Raw genomic sequence first — 21,894 nt, forward strand, 5'->3', positions numbered from 1 at the left:
CTTTATAGGAGCCGCCATAAAATTATGGCGGCTCGTATGAAATATGTACCCTTATTCAAACTATCCGAATTCTTTATTAGCTCTCAAGAGTCTCTGTAATTCCCTTAATCAGCTCGCTTGCTGCCTGCTTGGAATCAATTTCCCCTGTGCTTAACTTACCAAATACTTTATAGTAAACACCATCTGGATTTGCTTTTAAATCGTTGTGTTCAAACTTGCTGTCTAAGTTGAACTTGCTGTAATTCATAACCTTTGTATTCGCTTCAATGGTCAGAGGATCGCCAAGTTTGTTCGCCTCAAGAATCTTTAAGCCCTCTGTGGAGCAAGGAATTCCTCTCTCTGTGGAAACGATCTTAACACCTTCCTCATCATTTAACAAGAAGTTGATTAACATTGCTGCTTCCTTCGGATGCTTGGAATTACCTGCAACTGCATATGCCATGGAAATCTTTGTAAAGCCTCCGTTGTTATCGCCCATCTTAACGAACTCACCGACTACAAACTTTTGACCAGGCTTGTTTACGCTGCCTTCCAGTGCTGCCATGAATTTAGAAGCAGAGGAATCCCACTCAAAGATACCTGCATACTTGCCATCGATCCATTTTGCATTCTTGTCAAGAGAGTCAGCCATATCACCCTGAATGGTTGCCAATGTCGGAATGACATGCTTTGTTTCCAGTTCAGTAATGAAATCCATTCCGTCCTTAACTTCATCTTCCGTATAGTTGACCTCTCCGCCTTCAACCCAGTTTTTACCGTACTTGGATTCCAGATAGTAAACCATTAAAATCATACGATCATATTCGCCAAGAGCTAAAGGATACATATCCGGATCTTTTGCTTTAAATGCTGCACCTGCTGCATACAGGGAATCCAGATCAGTAGGAATGTCACAGCCTACTTCTTCAAATGCAGTTTTATTCCAATAAAATACACGCCCTGTTAATGAAATCGGAACAGCCATTAACTTATTATCAACCTTACAGAGGTCAAGACTTTCCGGTGTAAACTGTTTTAAATCAAGAACATCGGAGTAATCTTCCAGATTGGCAAAGGCTGTTCCGCCCTGGCTATAGGATTCGATCCAGTTCCAGTTGATCTGCATAACATCGGCAGCATTTCCGCCTAAGATATTTAAGGACTGCTTCTCTTCCCAGCCCGTCCAAGCGCCGTACTCAGGAGTTACCTTGATGTTTGGATATTTCGCTTCAAATGCCTTAATCGCTTCTTCTGTTGCAGCATGTCTGCTGTCACCGCCCCACCAGGAGAACTTAAGCTCTACCGGCTCTCCGGAAGTAGTTGCTTCTGTTGTCGCCTCACTTGCTGCTGCAGAAGTGGTCTCTGCTGCTGTAGAAGCTGCAGTCTCACTGGTGCTCTTGCCCCCGCCGCAGGCGCTTAAGGATACTGCCATAGCAGTCGCTAACCCCATCGCAGCCCACTGTTTGATTTTTTTCATATTATTCTCTCCTTTTTCTTACCCTCATAAATGAGTTCTTGAAAGCCCTGTGTAAGAGGTTTCACTTTTTCTACATTTTTTGACACATTTGCGTAAGCGCTTACACTATGCTTTTTCCTTATTATAACATCCATCTCTTGATAATTCATTTCAAATCTCGCACAAAACATTGCAAATATTGACATCCTATGGTAAGATTTTAGTATAATTATCTAAGGAATTTACGGTTTATGAAAGTACTTACCTCTTTTTCAGATGGAATTGAACAATGCATTGCCTCCCGGTACTTCTCTATTGTACATCTTCACAACGAATCGGGAGTTTTAAGCATGCACCGCCATCGCTGCCACGAATTTCATTTTTCCCTAAGCGGAGGCAGTACGTTTCTGATTGATGATAAAAATTACCTGATCGAACCGGGAAGCTTATTCATGATCAGCCAATATGAAAAACACCATCTGCTGCAGATGGATACCACCAGACCTCAGGAACGGTTTGTCATATTCATCGATCCCACCTATCTGGAAAATATTTCCACAACGCAGACGGATTTAACCTACTGTTTTACCCACCGACCCGAGAGATTTTCCCATCGTATCGCCTTAAACCATGGACAGCAGCGGCGTTTCACTTATTTTTTTAATAAACTGGCCGTAGAAGAAGGATTTGGACAGGATGTGGAGGAACGCTCAGCCTTTGCCGAATTTATGATTTTCATGACAAAGTTGGCTGCAGATGCCTTTCTTGGAGAGGGATCGGGAGAACCGAGACAGTATTTCAGCAGTAAAGTGACCGACATCATCACTTATATCCATCACAACATCGATTCCCAGTTGAGCATCGGAGATATTGCGGCCCATTTTTATTTAAGTACCTCATACCTTTGCAGACTGTTTAAGAAAAGCACCGGTACCACCATCAATTCCTACATAATTTCCTGCCGCATCGAACTGGCCCAGAAACTTCTTTCAGGCGGCTACAGCGTCAACGAGGTTTACAGTATGTGCGGATTTAACGACTACAGTAACTTTTTTAAAGCATTTACGAAAATAGTGGGGGTTTCACCGAAGAAGTATTCACAGAATTGTTTGAAATGATAAGTTTTGGGGATTGGAGCCCGGTGATCCGGGTCCCAATCCCCATTGATGTTTCTGTTCTATTAATTATTGTATACCCAGCCGGTTCTTCTCATTTCCGTATAGGCGAGAAGGAAAGGTCCTACTCCTTTTGCATCATCCTTAACAATGGGCTCGGACATGTAATAGTCATACGTTCCGTTTCTTCTGTCTTTACCGCCAAGTCCGGCTACCAGGCAGATTCCTCCCAGGCTTATATCCCCCTCTTCCAGCTGAAGATAGGTATCGCAGATTCCCTGGAAAGCCTTTTTGCCATACCCGGAATAGGACTCCGGAAGATAACCCAAACGGACTCCCTTTAATATAGCATAGGAAAAAATAGCGCTTCCGCTGGTTTCCAGATAATTCCGGTCCATGCCGCCTAAGTTTACCACCTGATACCACATACCGCTATCATCCTGGTATTTTAACATGGAATCAATTAAATCCCGGAAGGCTTCCTCCATCTCTTTTAAGTCATTCTTGTCCGACGGATCTGATTTGTCCATGGTATCCAGAAGGGCCATGGCATACCAGCCTAACGCTCTCAGCCAGAAGTTCTGGGACAGCCCGGTCACCTTATCACACCAGAACATCTCTCTGGAAGAATCATAGGCATGATAGTAAAGTCCGGTTTCCGTATCCCTCATGGCCTTCCTCACATTGGCAAACTGGCTGTAAATATCCCCGCAGTTTTTCTTATGATTGAACCGGGTTTCGTATTCCATATAAAACGGCTGGCACATGTACAGACCGTCGAGCCAAACCTGGTTCGGATAAATATTCTTATGCCAGAAGTTTCCCTCTCTGGTCCGAGGCATCTTTCCTATCTGGCTGTAAACTAAATCAATGGCTTTTCTGTATTTTTCCTTGCCCGTCAGGTCGAAAAGCTCGAACAGAGTTTTACCCGCATTGACATTATCAATGTTCCGTTCTTCCACATCATATCCGTCAATGCTCCCATCCTCTCTCACCTTGTAATCGATAAATGTGTCAGCAAAATTCAGATATTTTAAATCCTCGGTAATGGCATACATTTCTAAAATGGCTTTGATCATACAGCCGTCTATGTAATTCCATCCGGCCTTCTCTCCCTGAAGCAGTTTCTCAATGTTCCATACCGGACGGTCCGGTGTACTCTTTTCCATCAGTTCATTGATATATCTTTCAATTGCATCCATGTTCTTCTTCTCCTCGCCTTCTGTCCCTTTTTGTCCCCTTAAGCATTCGTTTTGCTTTGGTCATTTTAATACAAGCATAAACGTAAAATTCCCCTTTGTCAAATTCCATTGAAAAGCAGACGATAAAAAAATGGCGGGAAACAGCCGGGAATATACTAAAAATCCCGTCTGCTCTCGCCGATCTCATTATATTTCAGTTCATTAAAAACCAAGTGCCTCATCCACAAAGATGATTTCGCACTTCATGCCCATAGGAGCCCGGTCGATCACCGCTGTTATGCGGCAGATCCGTTCAGGGCTGTTGCAGTCATAGCACTTATCTCCTTTTTGGGCGCACGGTGTCTTTGCATGGATTCTTTGTGCATTTTGCGGAGCAGCCACATTCCTGCTTCGGTAAATGGCGTCCTCTAAGCTTGGGGTAATTTTATTCCTTCCCACAACATAATAGCATGTTTGAGGTCCAAAAGCGGTCATAGCGACCCGGTTTCCGGTTCCGTCGATGTTAACGATCTGCCCGGTCTCCGATACGGCATTGGCGCTGGTTATATAGATATTGGAGCAGTTAGCCAGGTGCCGCACATCTCTGGAAGGCACTTTGTTGTGCCATACCACGGCATTGTTCTGAAGCAGCGCTTCATATAGACCCATTTCCAGAAGTGTCACACTTCCGCCAAATCCAATGGTCTGATTCTTTAAGGTATCCACCAGATAATCACGTGCTTCTTCTTTTGTAGAAAAAAGCTGTGTGGAAAACCCGTGTTTTTCAAAATTTTGCCTGATCACCGTATATTCCATATCTGCCTCCAGATGAATCTGATTCAATTATCTCACAAGCATCTTGCTGATTTGATACTGGTCTTCCGGGATGTCCTTTGTCATGCTAAGGGCTTCCTGAATATCGAAATCCTGGAATTCTCCATGCTTATAGCCTACGACGCGGTTGCTTTTTCCCTCACACAGAAGCTCTACTGCCCTTGCACCCATAATGGAAGCATAGACACGGTCCTTGCAGGTAGGCGCGCCGCCTCGCTGCATATGTCCCAGGATGGTCGCTCTGGTCTCAATACCTGTGGCCGCTTCGATTCTCTTTGCCATAGAGGAAGAATGTCCGATGCCCTCTGCATTGATGATAATGTGGTGCTTTTTGCCCCGCTTTCTGTTCTCAATGATACGGTTAATGAGGGCCTGTTCATCGCCGTCATAACGCTCCGGTAAAAGGATATCCTCCGCACCGTTTGCAAAACCGCACCAAAGGGCAATATAGCCTGCATTACGTCCCATTACCTCGATGATGCTGCAGCGTTCGTGGGAAGTAGATGTATCACGTACTTTATCAATGGCTTCCATGGCTGTGTTAACAGCTGTATCAAAGCCAATGGTGTAATCGGTACAGGCAATATCTAAGTCAATGGTTCCAGGAAGTCCAATGGTATTGATCCCAAGTGCAGAAAGCTTACCTGCTCCCCGGAATGAACCGTCTCCTCCAATGACCACAATGCCGTCAATATTATGTTTTTTACAGATCTCGGCGCCCTTTTTCTGCCCTTCGGCAGTTGTAAACTCCTGACATCTGGCTGTATATAAAACTGTTCCGCCGCGGTGAATAATATCGGATACACTGGTGCTGTTCATATCAACGATTTCTTCCTGCAGAAGGCCTGCGTATCCCCTCATGATTCCCTTTACTTCCAATCCTTTATGGATTGCAGTCCTGACAACAGCGCGGATTGCAGCATTCATACCTGGTGCATCACCGCCGCTGGTTAATACGCCGATGGTTTTCACTTGTTTTGCCATAGTAGCTTCCTCCTGATTCACGGATATCTGTTATTGTAAGTTTTTCATTGCATACATGTTGTATTCTAATTCATTTTCCCAATCTTTTCAAGTTTTTTTTCTATAAGCTTGACATTTTTTTCACCAAGTTTTTTAACCAGAGCATCAAGGAGACCATCTCCCGCGTTCACGTTCCGGTTGGCCGGCAGAACCTTTCTGGCCCGTTCTTTTTCCAGATAGATGATAACCGAATCATCACCTTCTGATTCCTTTAGGTCATTTAAGATTTCTCGCTCCACCGCCATATAGGATTCCTTATCAGGGAATTTCAGCCACAGTTCCTTGGGCAGATCTGTAAATGGAGTTACCCGCTCACAGATTAACTTACCCACCGGGTCCTCTCCTACGGATACCCTGCCTTGTATGAAGACCTTGGAATCTTCCACAAAAAGCTCCCTCTTGCTTTCATAGTCCTTGGGGAACACGATCACTTCCACGGATCCCGCCAGATCCTCCAGGTTTAAGAATGCCATCATTTTATTGTTTCTGGTAGTTTTTACGGTCTTTCCTGTAATCATACCTCCGATGGTCACATAGGAACCGTCGGAAACACCTGCATTGCCGGTTTCCTCATCCACAATAAAGTCTATGGTGGTTGCGGTAATATTATTTCTCCAGGTGGATTCGTAAGCTTCCATGGGATGACCGCTTAAGTAAATGCCAAGGGTTTCCTTCTCAAATGCCAGAAGATCTTCCTTTATGAATTCTCCCACATCAGGGAATGTGATCTGAAAATGACTCTTTTCTTCTTCCCCTGCAATATCAAACAGAGTCATCTGGCCTTCCATGGTATTTTTACGCTCCTTGGCTTTATGTTCCAAAAGCTCCGGCGATGTCAAAAGCTTCTGCTTTCTTGTACCAGGAAGGGTATCCAATGCTCCTGATTTTATGAAATTTTCCATGGTTCTTTTGTTGACCTCCTTATTGCTCATACGGTCAATAAAGTCTTCCATATCGTGAAATATTCCATTTTGCTCCCGTTCCGTCACAATCTGCTCTACCACGGACTTACCCACGCTCTTAATGGCCGACAGGCCGTAGCGGATGGATCCTCCTGAAACAGAAAATCCGCTTTCTCCTTCGTTAATATCCGGCGGAAGGATGGAAATCCCCATCTGTCTGCAGCTTAAAATGTATTCGGATACTTTTGTCACGTTATCCATGACTGAGGTAAGAAGGGCTGCCATGAATTCCTGGGGATAATAATATTTTAAAAAGGCGGTCTGATACGATACCACTGCATAAGCTGCCGCATGGGACTTATTAAAGGCGTATTTAGCAAAATCAATCATCTCGTCATAGATTTGGTTTGCCGTCTTTTCATCGATCCCATTGGAGATACATCCGGTTACCTCCTCCTCTGGATTCCCGTAGACAAAGTTCTGCCGCTCTTTTTCCATGACAGAAGTCTTCTTCTTTGACATGGCTCTTCGCACTAAGTCACTTCGGCCCATGGTATATCCGGCAAGATCCCTAACGATCTGCATTACCTGCTCCTGGTATACGATACAGCCATAAGTAGGACCTAAGATAGGCTCCAGCTGGGTGCAGTCATAGGTAATGGAGCTGCGGTCATTTTTCCCCTTTAAATACTTAGGAATAAAGTCCATAGGACCGGGGCGGTAAAGGGATATTCCGGCAATAATATCTTCTAAGCTTCCCGGTTTCAGCTCCTTCATAAAGCTCTTCATACCGGAGCTTTCCAGCTGGAACACTCCATCATCCTTTCCGGTACCAATGGAATCAAGCACTGCCTTGTCATTATAATTGATCTGGTCCATATCAATGGATAATTGCCTGTTTTTCTCAATTCCCTTTACTGCATTCTGAATAACAGTCAGGGTACGCAGCCCCAGGAAGTCCATTTTCAAAAGCCCCAGTTCTTCCAAAGTAGTCATGGTAAACTGTGTGGTAATGGTTCCGTCGGCTGCCCTGGAAAGGGGAACATATTCATCCACGGAAGTCCGGCTGATTACAACTCCGGCAGCATGCATGGATGTATGCCTTGGCAGGCCTTCTAAACGCATGGACATATCAATTAAGTATTTGACTTCAGAATCCTCTTCGTATGCGTTTCTTAGATCAGGGCTTTGCTTTAAAGCCTTTTCAAGAGTCATGCCAAGGTCTCCCGGGATCATCTTTGCTATGGTGTCACAGCGGGCGTAGGGCATGTCCAGAACTCTTCCCACATCCCTTACCACACCCTTAGCCGCCAGGGTACCAAAGGTCACGATTTGAACCACCTGGTCCTTTCCGTACTTCCGGACCACATAATCAATAACTTCCTGACGCCGTTCAAAGCAGAAATCCACGTCGATATCAGGCATGGAGATTCGTTCCGGATTCAAGAAACGCTCAAACAGCAGGTTATATCGGATCGGATCGATGTTGGTGATCCCCAGACAGTAGGACACAATGCTCCCTGCCGCAGATCCTCGTCCCGGCCCCACGATAATATCCTGGGACCTGGCATAATGAATGAAATCCCATACGATCAGGAAATAGTCCACGTACCCCATGGTATGAATGACATCCAGCTCATAATCAAGTCTTTCCTTTAATGACCCGTCATCCTCCGGATAATGGCGCTCAAATCCCTCCAGGCATAGCTTGTTTAAATAAGACCAGGAATCATAGCTTTCCGGCACATCGTACTTTGGCAGTTTGGTCACACCGAACTCAATTTCCACATTGCAGCGTTCTGCAATCTTGTGAGTGTTGTCAATGGCTTCTCCTGCGTAGGAGAAAAGCTTCCGCATCTCCTCTTCGGACTTGCAGTAATACTGGCCGCCCTCGTACCGCATACGGTTCTCATCCGCCACTTTTTTTCCGGTCTGAATGCACAGCAGGATGTCATGAGGTGTAGCATCCTCTGCATAAGTATAGTGGATATCATTGGTGGCCACCAATTCGATCCCCGTTTCCTTGCTCATCCGCAAAAGGCCCTGGTTTACCGTATTCTGAGCCGGTATTCCATGATCCTGAAGCTCCAGGAAGAAATTCCCCTTCCCGAACAGCTCCTGGTAACGAAGAGCCGTTTCTTTTCCCTTCTCATACTGCCCGCGGCTGACCAGCCTCTGCACCTCTCCTGCCAGACAGGCACTTAATGCAATGATCCCCTCACTGTATTCCTTTAAAACCTCGTAATCCACTCTTGGTTTATAATAAAAGCCATCTACAAAGCCCTTTGAGACAATCTTCATTAAGTTCTGGTAGCCCTGGTTATTCTCCGCCAATAAGACCAGGTGATAGTACCTGTCCTCTCCGCCTACAGTTTCCCTGTCAAACCTTGATCCGGAGGTTACATATACCTCGCAACCGATGATGGGCTTGATTCCCGCCTCTCTGGCCGCCCTGTAAAAATCAATGACGCCATACATCACCCCATGGTCAGTGATGGCCATGCTGTCCATTCCAAGCTCCTTTGCCCTGGACACAAGCTCTTTTATCTTACAGGAGCCGTCCAACAGGCTGTATTCCGTATGGACGTGTAAATGTGTAAATGCCATTTGTGCCTCCTTTCTTCTTTCCTATGTATGCATAAGGCCGCAGCGAAGCCTGCGTATCCTGCTCATTGCTCTATGAAACAGTATACCATAAAGAAACATGCCGGAAAACCTTTTGGACCAGATTTCTTTGTTTCATACGTTAAGAGGCGGAGCCTCCATTATCAGAGCCTCCGCCTGGAACACACAGTATTCTTTAAATATTACTCGTGATTGCTTAAGTATTTTTCGATTTCGGCAATCGCCTGCTCCTCATCCGTACCATCCGCAGTGATCGTAATCTGTTCTCCCGCTGCAAGTCCCAGAGTCATCATGCCCATAATACTCTTTGCATTTACTCTCTTGGATTCGATTTCAACATAAATGTTGCTTTCATACTGGCTTGCAACCTGAACCAGCATAGCAACTGGTCTTGCCTCTAAGCCTGATGCAAGTTCAACGGTGACTGTTTTTCTTACCATAATTATCCTCCTCAATCCTATGAACGGATTATTCCATTCCGCTGCTAATGCCTGTCCCCCGCAGCCGCCCTGCCAGGTCGCCAAGCTTTCTAAGTCGGTGGTTCACTCCTGATTTTCCTACAGGAGGGTCCAGAGCTTCTCCAAGCTCTTTTAATGTTGCTTCCGGCCTCTCCAACCGTTCCCTGGCAATTTCGCTTAAATTGTCCGGAAGATTATCAAGTCCGATTGTATCTCTGATATATGTTATATCTTCTATCTGCTTTACCGCAGCTGATACCGTTTTATTAATATTGGCAGTCTCGCAGTTGACCTGTCGGTTCACGCTGTTACGCATGTCCTTTAAGATCCTGATGTTCTCCAGCTCCATTAAAGCCACCGGGGCTTCCATAACATTCAGTATATCTACGATCTGGTTACCTTCTTTTATATAAACCACAAAATAACGTTTCCTCTTCACGATCTTTGCTTCAAGATCAAAGGTCGCGATAATGGACTTTAGCTGCTGTGCTTTTTCTTCTGTCGCACATACGATTTCAAAATGGTAGAATTTCTCAGGATCGCTTAACGATCCGGAAGAGAGAAATGCACCGCGGATGAATGCCCTCCTGCAGCAGGACTGCTGGATGACCACATTCCGTACAAGATTTAAGTTTTCCCCTATTTCTCCGTTTTCATCAAGAAGTTTTGTAGCATGTAAAACACGGATTGCTTCTTCATGCTCCCGGATTGTCACCGTATAGGTACGGCTTTTATTTAAATAAGCATTTCTTCTAATGGACACATCAGTACTTATATTAAATGTTTTTTTCAATAATGTAAAGTACTTTCTTGCAACTGCCACATTTTCCGTATTAATTTTAATCGTATAGCGGTCGTCTTCCGATATGATTATTTTTCCACAAAGGCTTATAATCGCAGCCATCTCTGCAATCTGGCAATGTCTTGCCGGGCTGATCTGCCTGGAAAGCTCTTCTTTTAACTTGGAAGAAAATGACATGTCTAGACCATCCTTTTCCGTATATTATCCTTATCGATGTCCCGGTGTTCAATCTTAATTCCAAATTCTTCCCTGGATTTAAACCTGTCATAAACAGATCTGGCAATGGTAACCGACCGATGCTTGCCGCCTGTGCATCCGATGGCAATTACCAGCTGGTTCTTTCCCTCCAGCACATAGTTTGGAATCAAAAATTCCAGCATATCGTTAAGCTTGTCTAAAAACAGGGCAGCGGTCCCATGCTGCATCACATAGTCCCGCACTTCTTTTTCTTCTCCGGTCTTAGGCCGCAGCTCTTCAGCATAGTAGGGATTTGGCAAAAACCTTACATCAAATACCAGGTCCGCATCCGACGGAATCCCATACTTGAATCCAAAAGAAAGGATCGTGATATATAAATTCCGGTAGGATTCCCGGTTTATAAATATCTTTTCCAGCTCCTGCCTGAGTTCCTTTGTAAGAAGCCGGCTGGTATCGATGATATAATCCGCTTCTTCCTTTAAAAACCCCAGTTTTACCCGTTCTTTTTCAATCCCGCTGTCGATCCTTCCGCCAGCCGCCAGGGGATGGGCTCTCCTGGTTTCCTTATAGCGTTTAATCAGTGTTTCGTCGCCTGCATCAAGGAAGAGAATTTCAAAGGGTACCCGTTTTCTTGACCAATCATCAAAAATCCTGTTTAAAACCGATAAATCCTCCCCACTTCGGATATCAATCCCCAAAGCTGCGTTCCTGATTCCTCCCTGATTGCTCATGGTCAGCTCTGCGAACGTTTCTATCAGGGGAATGGGTAGATTATCCACGCAATAAAATCCCATATCCTCCAGCATCTTAAGCGCCTGGGTCTTTCCTGCGCCTGACATGCCTGTTACAATGACTAGCCTCACGTTGTTCTCCTTTGCACCGTTAAAACTTCCCCAGTGTCTTTACCTCCATCTCAAGAGCTACTCCGGAATTTTTAAACACTCTTTTCTTTACCTCTTCGCACAAGTTTCTGATATCAGCCGCAGTTGCACTGTCCTTGTTAATGACAAATCCACAGTGCTTCTCCGAAACCTGGGCTCCGCCCAGGGAAAAACCTCTTAATCCGGCCTCCTCTATGAGCTTGCCGGCAAAATGCCCTTCCGGCCTCTTAAAGGTACTTCCAGCACTTGGAAATTCCAATGGCTGTTTTTCCTTTCTCCTGCGGGCCAGTTCATCCATCCGATTTTTAATAGAAACCTCATCTCCATCTCTTAACCGGATCTTTGCTTCCAACACAACATACTGTTTAGGTATAATACAGCTGGTTCGGTATCCAAGAGAAAGTTGATCAGCAGGCAGCTCCCTTACTTCTCCCTCCGGTGTTAAAACTCTAACAGACCGAAGAACCTCCTTCATCTCCGAACCATAGGCTCCGGCGTTCATCACCACAGCTCCCCCAAGGGTTCCCGGTATCCCGGCTGCAAATTCAAAACCGGTTAAGGTCGCCCTATAAGCTTCAAGTGCAATCCTAGCAAGTGGTGCTCCGGCTCCAGCTTTTAAAATCCCCGTCTCCTTATCCGCCTGGCAGTACTTAAAGCAGTCCATGGAAATGACCACCCCATCAAAGCCTTCATCCCCAACCAGAAGATTGCTTCCATTGCCAAGTATGAAAAAAGGTACCTCTTCCCGACGGCAAAGAGCTATAACAGCAGCAAGCTCCTTCTCATCCGCCGGAGTCACAAAGCAGGCGGCTGGGCCCCCTACCCGAAACGAGGTATGCTTACGCATCTCTTCCCCAACTTTTATATTGTCTTTATCAGCTGCACCAAGAAGTTTTTCATAAAATCCAGTCATCAGACACCTCAATCATCCTGTTTTCTTGAAAGGTTTGCCTGAACGCGGTTATATAATTCCTGAGCCGCGTTGTACCCCATCTTCTTTTGTCTGTAATTGACAGCAGCAGATTCAACGATAATAGCCAGATTACGACCCGGCCGTACCGGAATGGAATGACATACCACCCGGTTCCCAAGGAATTCCGTATACTGGTCTTCGATTCCCATTCTGTCGTATTCCTTATCTCTATCCCAGTCTTCCAGTTTGATCACCATATCAATGGCCTGGGTATCCTTTACACTTTCCACGCCGAACAGCGTCTTAACATCAATGATGCCAATGCCCCTTAATTCAATAAAATGCCTGGTTATCTCCGGGGCAGTTCCAATCAGAGTCTCATCACTTACCTTGCGGATCTCCACTACATCATCAGTGACTAGACGGTGACCTCGTTTGATCAGTTCCAGAGCCGCCTCACTTTTTCCAATGCCGCTTTCTCCCATGATCAGCACGCCTTCGCCGAATACGTCAACCAAAACCCCGTGAATGCTGATACAGGGTGCCAGCTTCACTTTAAGCCAGCGGATGATCTCCGCCATAAGATCGGAAGTTGTTTTATCTGATACAAGGCATGGCACGCCGTAATGGTTGCAAAACGCCAGCATATCCTCATCAGGACTCTGGCTCCGGCTATATACCAGACACGGGATCTGGCTGGATAAAAGCTTGTCGTACATCTCAAGCTTTCTTTCATGATTCATCTGATGAATGTATTCTTGTTCCACATAACCGATGATCTGCACCCGCTCGTTGTCAAAATGGTCGTAAAATCCGGCTAACTGTAATGCCGGACGATTGACATCCGGATGGCTGATCACAATTTTTTCCGCGTCAATTTCCGGCGTCATATTCCGGAAGTTCATCTTCTTTATCAAATCTGTAATAGCTACTCCATGCATGGCGAACGCTCCTCTTTTCCATCTGTTTTTTTCATACTAACACAGATTTCGTATTTTGAAAAGCTATATGTGGAAGAACTCGTAAACGCTTTTCGCTGACAAAGCATTCATGCCAGGCACTTTAGAAAGCTCCTCCACGGTCGCTTCCTTTATGGCTTCCAGCCCTTTAAACTGGCGCATCAGCGCCTTTCTCCTGTTGGGGCCGATACCAGGAATATCGTCAAGAATGGATTTCACCTGTCCCTTGCTTCTTAAACTTCTATGGTATTCGATGGCAAACCGGTGGGCTTCATCCTGGATCCTGGTGACCAGCTTAAATCCTTCGGAATGCCTGTCAATGGGAATTTCCACGTTATTATAGTATAGCCCTCTTGTCCTGTGATTGTCATCTTTTACCATACCGCAGACAGGAATGGAAATATCCAGTTCCTTTAAAACCTCCAGGGCAATGTTTACCTGTCCCCGTCCTCCATCCATCATGATTAAGTCCGGGAAACGGGTAAAGCTTCCAAGCTCCTCATCCACGCCCTTTTCTTTTAAGCTTTCCGCTTCCTTAAGGCCATGGGAGAACCTTCTTGTGAGTACCTCATTCATGGAGGCGTAATCATTGGCCCCCTTGACCCACTTGATCTTAAATTTCCTGTAATCATTTCTCTTGGGCCTTCCATCTTCATAGACAATCATGGAGCCCACAGACTCAAAACCGCTTATGTTGGAAATATCAAATGCCTCGATCCGCTTAATGCCGGAAAGCCCGAGCCAGCTGCCCACCTCATTCATGGCGCCGATGGTTCGAAGCTCTTCCCGCTTAATTTTTTCCTTATCCTGGGACAGTACCAGTGCGGCATTTTTCTCCGCCAGTTCCACCAGGCGTTCCTTCTGACCTTTCCGTGGAACTACGATCCTGACCTTTTGGCCACGCTTCGCAGAAAGCCATTCCCCTATGACGCTCTCATCCTCAAGACCGGTCTGCACCCACAGCTCTTTTGGAACAAAGGGAGTTCCTGCATAAAACTGTTTGACAAAACTGGTCAGGATCTGCGTGTTATCTTCTGCCATTGCGATGCTTACATGGAAATGCTCCCGGCCGATGAGTCTGCCTTCCCGGACAAAGAATACCTGAACCACGGCATCCTTTTCATCCTTTGCCATGGCAATGATGTCCCTGTCTTCCATGCCGCTGTCCGTGATCTTCTGCTTCTGGGAGATCTGCTTTACGCTGTTTAACAAATCCCGGTACTCAATGGCCTTTTCATAATCCATCTCTTCCGATGCCGCCTGCATCTTCTCTTCCAGCATATTAATCACAGGTGCGTATTTCCCGCCTAAAAAGTCCAGGGCCCGGTTTATGGATTTCCAGTACTCTTCCTTGCTGATATAATCCTGGCACGGGGCCGAACACTGCTTGATATGGTAATTTAAGCAGGGGCGTTCCTTCCCGATATCTCTAGGCAGATTCCGGTTACAGGTTCTTATCTGATAAAGCTTGTGGATCAACTCAATGGTATCCTTTACTGCTCCGGCGCTTGTATATGGTCCGAAATACTTGCTCTTATCCTTTTTCATATCCCTGGAAAATAAGATCCTGGGATAGTCCTCGTACACCGTTACCTTGATATAGGGATAAGTCTTATCATCCTTTAGCATGGTATTGTAACGGGGGCGATGTTCCTTAATGAGATTGCATTCCAGCACAAGGGCTTCCAGCTCAGAGTCTGTTATAATGTATTCAAATCGTGCGATCCTCGACACCATTTGTTCGATTTTTGCCGTTTTATTTCTGCTGCTCTGAAAGTACTGCCTGACCCTGTTTTTTAAACTGATAGCTTTTCCCACATAGATGATTTCGTCCCGCTTGTCGTGCATCAGATACACACCAGGCTGGGACGGTAGTTTTTTTAATTCTTCTTCTATATTAAATGACCTGTGGTCCACTGAAACAAATCACCTCAATCTAGATCCCTCGTATTTATTCTGCAGTTCCAAATACCTTTTCACTGCATAATATTTCTCTTCAGGTTCAGAATCCGGCCTTCCGATCTCCATAATCTCGCAGATAGCCATCAGCTCTTCTGCAGAAAACCGATCCTTCCGATCCTCAAGAACCTCCAGCTTCTCATGATACGTCCCTGCGTCAAGAAATGCAAGAAGATTTTTATTTTCACGATAACAGCTTTCCGAAGTCATGCACTCCTGATTTTGGTGACTGGCTTCTGCCACAGGCTGTTCTGAAACCATATCCACCCGTTCAAACCTGTATTTCTGCTCAACCTCCGGATACTTTTCATGGTCCACCTCACTGATAAACATGGACAACGGGCGGGCATAGGTTCCAAAAGATCCATATAGCGCCTGATACACAACCAACTCTTCTCCTGTTTCGGAATGAACCGCAACGGTTATCACCTGGTACATCTTGTCTTTAAAATGCCGGTAGAAATCTCCTGGTCTGGGTGTTCTGTCCATGGCTTTCCTCACTTCCTAATCTCTTAAGCCGCCTGTGGTCACAATGACTACATCAGGCTTGGTTCTGGTTTTCTTTTTATTTTCCGCCCTTGTCTCCTGTTCGGTTTCTGCTGCTGTGCTTCCTTCCAGGCTCTTTTTGGTCTTCTCTTCTTTGCTTTCCGTCTGTCCCTCCGTTGATACCTCGGTTGGTACCCCAGTTGGCACCTCAGGTTGTGCCTCAGGTTGCGCCTCAGTTGATACCCCAGTTGCTGCCTCAGCTGGTACCTTCGTTGGTACGGAAGTAGTCTCTTCCGTTTCCCTTATCCTGGCAAGTTCCTCTGCCTCTTCTTTCGCTGCCTCCCGGCTTAAGAAACCATCCCAGGTATACCGGTTGGATGCGCTCCAAAGAATCCACTCATCATAACCTGCATCATAGACCGCCTGGATCTGGGCCCTTACCTCCTTAGCACCGTAAGTGATGTGGTGTTCCAGATAGGAAGCCGTGAAATCCTGGAGCCAGGGGCGGACTATGGCCTGATGCTTTCCAGCCTCACGGGCAGATTCCAGATCCTGCCTGGACAGCTTTAACGCTGCACGAATGGTACGGTATGGTTCCGTATCCGGATGATCGATTCCAAAGTTACCGTCACCGTAATGGGATGGGTAGATCATAGGACAAATATAATCCAAGTGGCTTGCCATCTCCTGATAGATCTGCCCCACTGCCTCCGCGTCTACCTTGCTCCCGATGATGGTACCAAACACATCTGCCGAAACAAAAACATTGCGGGAAGACAGCTTGTCATATGCATACTGGATAAATTCCGTAATAATATCCGTTTTGGAACGGCCTTTGGTATCCTTTTCGTCAAATACCACCTGTTTCATGGAACTGTCCGTGGAAAATCGGATGTAATCAAACTGGACTTCATCAAATCCGGCCTTGGAAGCCTCGGTTCCCACTTCCACCAGATAATCCCATACCTCTGTCCGGTAAGGATTCACCCAGGCCAGTCCCTTGTTATCCCTGTGCAGACTTCCATCCTTGTTTTTAAGTGCCCACTCCGGCTTCTTCTCAGCCAGATAAGGGTCTCTGAATGCCACTACCCGGGCAATGGTATAAAGCCCCCTGGCCTTTAACTGAACCATGAGACTGTCAATATCTTTGATGTACTTTTCTGTGGCACCGATCTCATTTACCGTAGGTGCATCTTCCATGGCAAAGGTGATCCGTCCGTCATCATTCTTCACATCAATGACAACCGTATTGATCTCAGTACCCTGGATCTTGTCCAATATTGCCTGAAGCCCTTCAGAGCCTGCCATATAGCCGGAGATATAGATTCCCTTTACCTTTACCGGCTTCTTTCCAGGCTCAGCGGAAACTTCAAGTGGAAGCTTCCCGTCATCTGCCTCTGTGCTCTGTTCGGACTCTTCTGTACTCTGCTGAGATTTTTCTGTTTTGTCATCTTTTTCTGAAGGTTCGGAAATTCCTTTGTACCTGCTGCATCCGGAGGTCACCAATGAGAATGCAATCACTGCCAAAAGCCATCTTTTCATAATACTCCCATTCACTTTCTTTATGGTTTCAGGTGTTGAATGTAATAATTATTTAACATTTTACCATAATTTGTAAAATTTTCCAATAAAAATTACATTTTCCGGATGCAGCCTTTTATTATTAGCCTCTTATTTCATAAGCTATGTACTCTTTAATCAAATAATTCCCTACTTTTTCTTAGTATGATCCGCCTCTGTTTCAGCCTTTCTGACTGCTCTCCCGGCAGAAACAGGAAAGTTCGTGGTCATTGACCACACCGATTGCCTGAAGATAAGAATAGATTGTAACAGAACCTACAAAGGCCATTCCCCGCTTCTTCAAATCTTTGGAAACCCGGTCAGACAGCTCTGTTTTTACCTGGAAGTTATCATCCTGATTAACGATGATCTCCTTGTTTGTAAATCCCCATAAGTACTCGGAAAAAGAGCCAAACTCCCTCTGAATCTCCATAAATGCACGGGAATTTTTCACTGCTGCTTCTATTTTTCTCCGGTTCCTTATGATGCCAGTATCTTCCATTAAGCGATTAATTTTTTCCTCTCCGTAGCATGCCACCTTTTCTACATCAAAGCCATCGAAGGCTTCCCGGAAGGATTCTCGTTTTCTCAGTATGGTAATCCAGGATAGCCCAGCCTGAAAAGTCTCCAAAAGAAACATTTCATAAAGCTTTTTATCATCATAAACCGGAACGCCCCACTCTTCGTCGTGATATTTTACATAAACCGGTGAGGATTCATCCACCCAAAAACATCGTTTTTTCTCCATTTATCTTGCAAGCACCTCCGGACCTTCTTCCGTAATCAAAACAGTATATTCCCACTGGGCTGACAGGCTTCCATCCTTTGTATAAATGGTCCAGCCGTCATTGTCATCCTGTACCACATCGGCTTTTCCGGCATTTACCATCGGTTCAATGGTAAAAATCATTCCGGGAACCAGAAGCATGTCGGTCCCTCTTGTACCAATGTGGCTGACCCATGGCTCCTCATGGAAATCAACCCCCACGCCGTGACCGCCGATTTCCCGCACTACCGTAAAGCCATTGGCATAGATATGTTCCGAAATAGCGGCTCCGATATCTCCAAGATGGCCCCATGCCCTGGCTTCTTTCAGAGCCAGATCCACACTCTCCTTTGTAACCTGCATAAGCCTCAATGCCTCATCCGATACCTTGCCTACGCCAAACATCCTGGAAGCATCGGCGTAGTAACCGTTAAAGATGGTAGTCACATCTACATTGACGATATCTCCCTCCTGTAAGATCCGGTTAGGATCCGGGATTCCGTGGCATACTACATCATTGATGGATATGCACACACTTTTGGGATATCCCTCAAAATTAAGGGGAGCGGGGATCCCTCCCAGCTTAATGGTATTCTCGTGTACCAGAGTATTGATATCTTCCGTACTGATGCCAGGCCTTATCATCTCTTCCACCAGATCAAGAATCTGATTGTTTATAATTCCAGCTCGGCGTACTCCTTCAATCTGAGCCGGCGTTTTTATCATATAGTGCTCTGGAACCTCATCGCCCATGACCTCATAATTTTCAAGTTTTTGGTCAAATGACAAATGACAGCTTTTGTATTTTTTCCCGCTTCCGCACCAGCATGCATCATTTCTTCCTATTTTAAACATTTTTATCCTCCTTCTTACTACAACGTTTTAACACGTTTAAGGCCGGTTGTAAAGGGTTTCAGGAAAAAGAAGGGGATAGTAAAAATTCCGTGGTAATTTCATGATTTTTATGATACAATTTATAAGTACTATGGTCAAAAAGTTCGTGTATGCGTTATGGTTCAACCATGCCATCCCTAATTTGGCGGATAAAACATATTTCCGAAAGGTATATGTATTTGCCGCCAATTTATTCATGTTGGGCGTTCGCCCTCTGGAAATAATTGAACAATTGTTTCTGCATGACTGAACTGTAAGCACACATCATGGAGGGACAAATGAAATTCGGATTTGATAACAATAAGTATTTAACCATGCAGTCAGAACACATCAGGGAACGGATCAGCCAGTTTGGTGACAAGCTTTATCTGGAATTCGGCGGCAAGCTGTTTGATGATTATCACGCTTCCAGGGTGCTCCCAGGGTTTGAACCTGACAGCAAGCTCCGCATGCTGATGCAGCTGTCAGACCAGGCCGAAATTGTGATCGCCATCAATGCTGCGGATATTGAGAAGAATAAAATCCGCCATGATCTTGGCATCACTTATGATGTGGATGTCTTACGACTGATCCAGTCCTTTACGGATAAAGGGCTTTATGTGGGAAGCGTTGTTATCACTCAGTATTCTGGGCAGAAGGCGGCCGACTTATTTAAAACTAAGTTGGAGAAAATGGGGATTAAAGTATACCGTCACTATATCATTGACGGTTATCCAAGCAATGTTTCTCTTATTGTCAGCGACGAAGGATATGGCAGGAATGATTATATAGAAACAACAAAGCCCCTAGTTATTATTACTGCACCAGGACCAGGAAGCGGAAAGATGGCAACCTGCTTATCTCAGCTTTACCACGAAAACAAGCGGGGAATCAAGGCTGGATATGCGAAATTTGAGACATTCCCTATCTGGAATATCTCTTTAAAGCATCCGGTTAACTTAGCTTACGAGGCTGCTACTGCAGACTTAAACGATGTAAATATGATTGATCCTTTTCATCTGGAGGCTTATGGAAAGACCACCGTTAATTACAACCGTGATGTAGAGATCTTTCCTGTATTAAGTGCTATCTTTGAGGGAATCTACGGAGAATGCCCTTATAAATCCCCCACTGATATGGGCGTAAATATGGTCGGCTTCTGTATGGTGGATGATGAAGTATGCAGAGAAGCTTCCATGCAGGAAATCATAAGGCGTTATTACCAGGCCCTCTCCCGTCTGGCAAGGGATATGGGTTCCAAAGAAGAGGTCTATAAAATCGAGCTTCTCATGAAGCAGGCAAAAATAACCTCTGACATGAGAAAAGTCGTGAATGCTGCCAATAATCTGGCCGAAATAAAAGGCTCTCCGGCTGCCGCTCTTGAATTAGAGGACGGAACCATTGTCACAGGAAAGACTACCAACTTATTAGGTGCATCTGCTGCCCTTTTATTAAATACGGTCAAGGTGCTAGGTGGTATTCCTCATGACATCCATCTGATCTCTCCTTCTGCCATTGAACCGATTCAGAAATTAAAGATCAACTATCTGGGCAGCAAAAACCCCAGGCTTCATACGGATGAGGTTTTAATTGCTTTGTCCGCCAGTGCAGCAACCGATCCCAATGCTCAGATCGCTCTGGAACAGCTTCCCAAATTAAAGGGGTGCGATGCTCATACTTCGGTATTGCTTTCTGATGTGGATGTTAAGATATTTAAGAAATTAGGCGTTAATCTGACCTGTGAGCCTATTTATGAAGAGAAGAAAATCTATCATTGATAACTGACTACTGAAAAAGCAAGGAATCTATTTCCTTGCTTTTTTTAGGCTTATTTACTTTTCATGTTATTACTTTTATATTGATTAATATTGTGTAGAACTTCATCTTTAACCTTTGCATAATAAACAACATGTTCTATCGTTTCTTTTACTTCATTTATTCCTATGTCCTGTTCTTCTTTTGTGTCACATTCAATCATTAATGCTCTTTTTATATTGAATTCTAACCATTCAAGTCTTCCAAAATTACAATCATAAACCGTTTCCCAATCGATATTAGTATCTAGTGTTGTATTTTTAAAATAAGAATTTAAAAATGAAATAAGTAAATCATAATGGATATTGCATGTTTCATAACCAGACCAGCATAATGCAAGTTCGAATAGCTCTAAATATGGATTAGAATATCCTAAGCACTCTAAATCGATTATTTTATAGTCATCTTTTATCCATAATACATTCTTACTATCCATATCATTGTGGCAGATACTTGAAACTTTAGGCATGTTTTTTATTGCCTTATTTCCACTATACATACTTTCATTTATAATTTCAATATTATCCTGCAGCAAATCATAGATTGGTGAATTTACTTTTTTTGCAAGGCCAATATATTTACTAAAGTCTACGTGAATTTCATTCCTTATGAATTCATGGTTCGTTAAATCTATATTATGGATATTGGCTAATGCTTCACCTATTTTGTTACAATTCAATTCTTTTATTTCATTGCCTTTTAATGATTTTCCGTCAAACCAATTATATACATAAAAATATTGTCCGTTTAATTCTTGCATCTTCTTATTGTTATAAATCAAAGAGTATATTGCCGGAATGTTATTTCGTTTTAATATTTCTTCAATAGAATCCGCTTGATTATAGTTATTCATAGCGGTAGGTCTACTCATAATGTTAGGATTTAATAACTTGATGATATAGTTTCCTTTATCTGTGCTAATTTTGTACATCTTATGGGTAAGACCACCTGTAATCTTTTCAGGTTCCGAAACCATATTACCCATATTGAGATTTGCTAAAACCATTTCAAAAAATTCTTTTAAATTCATGCGATTATTCCTCATATAAAGATTGTTTCATACAATTGATGTGGTCACATTACATACTTTTTAATTTATTAATCCTAAT

At 44.4% G+C, this 21,894-nt stretch carries 18 protein-coding genes; 2 read left to right on the forward strand and 16 right to left on the reverse strand.

Going from position 1 to position 21,894, the window contains the following annotated elements; translation table 11 throughout:
- Positions 1-76: 76 nt before the first annotated feature.
- Positions 77-1,456, reverse strand: a complete 1,380-nt coding sequence (locus tag ACHZES_RS09010) for an ABC transporter substrate-binding protein (protein ID WP_038284256.1) — start codon at positions 1,454-1,456, stop codon at positions 77-79.
- Between the two features lie 230 nt (positions 1,457-1,686).
- On the opposite strand from ACHZES_RS09010, the gene ACHZES_RS09015 reads away from it, so the two are divergent.
- Positions 1,687-2,553: a helix-turn-helix domain-containing protein gene (locus ACHZES_RS09015; RefSeq protein ID WP_395548206.1), complete on the forward strand. Its 867-nt coding sequence runs from the start codon at positions 1,687-1,689 to the stop codon at positions 2,551-2,553.
- 62 nt (positions 2,554-2,615) lie between these two features.
- Here the strand turns inward: ACHZES_RS09015 and ACHZES_RS09020 are convergent, their stop codons facing one another.
- The 14 genes from ACHZES_RS09020 to map form a co-directional block, all read right to left on the reverse strand.
- Positions 2,616-3,752 carry a glycoside hydrolase family 105 protein gene (locus ACHZES_RS09020; RefSeq protein ID WP_395548205.1) on the reverse strand — a complete coding sequence of 379 codons (1,137 nt, stop codon included), beginning with the start codon at positions 3,750-3,752 and terminating at the stop codon, positions 2,616-2,618.
- Positions 3,753-3,953: 201 nt separating this feature from the next.
- Complete coding sequence (locus ACHZES_RS09025; protein ID WP_395548203.1) at positions 3,954-4,547, reverse strand: lactate utilization protein; 594 nt, start codon at positions 4,545-4,547, stop codon at positions 3,954-3,956.
- 27 nt (positions 4,548-4,574) lie between these two features.
- On the reverse strand, positions 4,575-5,549 hold the full coding sequence (gene pfkA, locus ACHZES_RS09030) for a 6-phosphofructokinase (RefSeq protein WP_038284251.1): 975 nt from the start codon (positions 5,547-5,549) through the stop codon (positions 4,575-4,577).
- Positions 5,550-5,614: 65 nt separating this feature from the next.
- Entirely contained in the window at positions 5,615-9,097 is a 3,483-nt protein-coding gene (locus tag ACHZES_RS09035) for a DNA polymerase III subunit alpha (protein WP_038284250.1), read from the reverse strand.
- Between the two features lie 200 nt (positions 9,098-9,297).
- Entirely contained in the window at positions 9,298-9,555 is a 258-nt protein-coding gene (locus tag ACHZES_RS09040; RefSeq protein ID WP_024291282.1) for an HPr family phosphocarrier protein, read from the reverse strand.
- A gap of 28 nt (positions 9,556-9,583) precedes the next feature.
- Positions 9,584-10,552 (reverse strand): DNA-binding protein WhiA, encoded by a 969-nt coding sequence (gene whiA / locus ACHZES_RS09045; protein ID WP_038284249.1) that lies wholly within the window; start codon positions 10,550-10,552, stop codon positions 9,584-9,586.
- A gap of 2 nt (positions 10,553-10,554) precedes the next feature.
- Positions 10,555-11,436: an RNase adapter RapZ gene (gene rapZ / locus ACHZES_RS09050; RefSeq protein ID WP_089993124.1), complete on the reverse strand. Its 882-nt coding sequence runs from the start codon at positions 11,434-11,436 to the stop codon at positions 10,555-10,557.
- A 19-nt stretch (positions 11,437-11,455) separates the two neighbouring features.
- Positions 11,456-12,367 carry a UDP-N-acetylmuramate dehydrogenase gene (gene murB / locus ACHZES_RS09055; protein ID WP_038284246.1) on the reverse strand — a complete coding sequence of 304 codons (912 nt, stop codon included), beginning with the start codon at positions 12,365-12,367 and terminating at the stop codon, positions 11,456-11,458.
- Between the two features lie 8 nt (positions 12,368-12,375).
- Positions 12,376-13,308 carry an HPr(Ser) kinase/phosphatase gene (hprK, locus tag ACHZES_RS09060; protein WP_038284245.1) on the reverse strand — a complete coding sequence of 311 codons (933 nt, stop codon included), beginning with the start codon at positions 13,306-13,308 and terminating at the stop codon, positions 12,376-12,378.
- A gap of 63 nt (positions 13,309-13,371) precedes the next feature.
- Entirely contained in the window at positions 13,372-15,174 is a 1,803-nt protein-coding gene (uvrC, locus tag ACHZES_RS09065) for an excinuclease ABC subunit UvrC (protein WP_404820390.1), read from the reverse strand.
- A 78-nt stretch (positions 15,175-15,252) separates the two neighbouring features.
- Positions 15,253-15,774 carry a DUF1653 domain-containing protein gene (locus ACHZES_RS09070; RefSeq protein ID WP_038284243.1) on the reverse strand — a complete coding sequence of 174 codons (522 nt, stop codon included), beginning with the start codon at positions 15,772-15,774 and terminating at the stop codon, positions 15,253-15,255.
- A gap of 15 nt (positions 15,775-15,789) precedes the next feature.
- A complete protein-coding gene (locus ACHZES_RS09075; RefSeq protein ID WP_395548200.1) occupies positions 15,790-17,313 on the reverse strand; it encodes a putative glycoside hydrolase in 1,524 nt (507 codons plus the stop codon).
- A 199-nt stretch (positions 17,314-17,512) separates the two neighbouring features.
- Positions 17,513-18,079 (reverse strand): DNA-3-methyladenine glycosylase I, encoded by a 567-nt coding sequence (locus ACHZES_RS09080; RefSeq protein WP_038284241.1) that lies wholly within the window; start codon positions 18,077-18,079, stop codon positions 17,513-17,515.
- A complete protein-coding gene (gene map, locus ACHZES_RS09085; RefSeq protein WP_038284240.1) occupies positions 18,080-18,952 on the reverse strand; it encodes a type I methionyl aminopeptidase in 873 nt (290 codons plus the stop codon). It lies immediately after the preceding gene.
- A 317-nt stretch (positions 18,953-19,269) separates the two neighbouring features.
- Here map and ACHZES_RS09090 point away from each other — a divergent pair, with 317 nt between their 5' ends.
- Entirely contained in the window at positions 19,270-20,748 is a 1,479-nt protein-coding gene (locus tag ACHZES_RS09090; RefSeq protein WP_038284237.1) for a DUF1846 domain-containing protein, read from the forward strand.
- Between the two features lie 50 nt (positions 20,749-20,798).
- Here the strand turns inward: ACHZES_RS09090 and ACHZES_RS09095 are convergent, their stop codons facing one another.
- Positions 20,799-21,815 (reverse strand): phosphotransferase, encoded by a 1,017-nt coding sequence (locus ACHZES_RS09095; RefSeq protein ID WP_395548199.1) that lies wholly within the window; start codon positions 21,813-21,815, stop codon positions 20,799-20,801.
- Positions 21,816-21,894: the final 79 nt, after the last annotated feature.

This window comes from Lacrimispora sanguinis, assembly GCF_044987295.1.
Classification (GTDB): domain Bacteria; phylum Bacillota; class Clostridia; order Lachnospirales; family Lachnospiraceae; genus Lacrimispora; species Lacrimispora celerecrescens_B.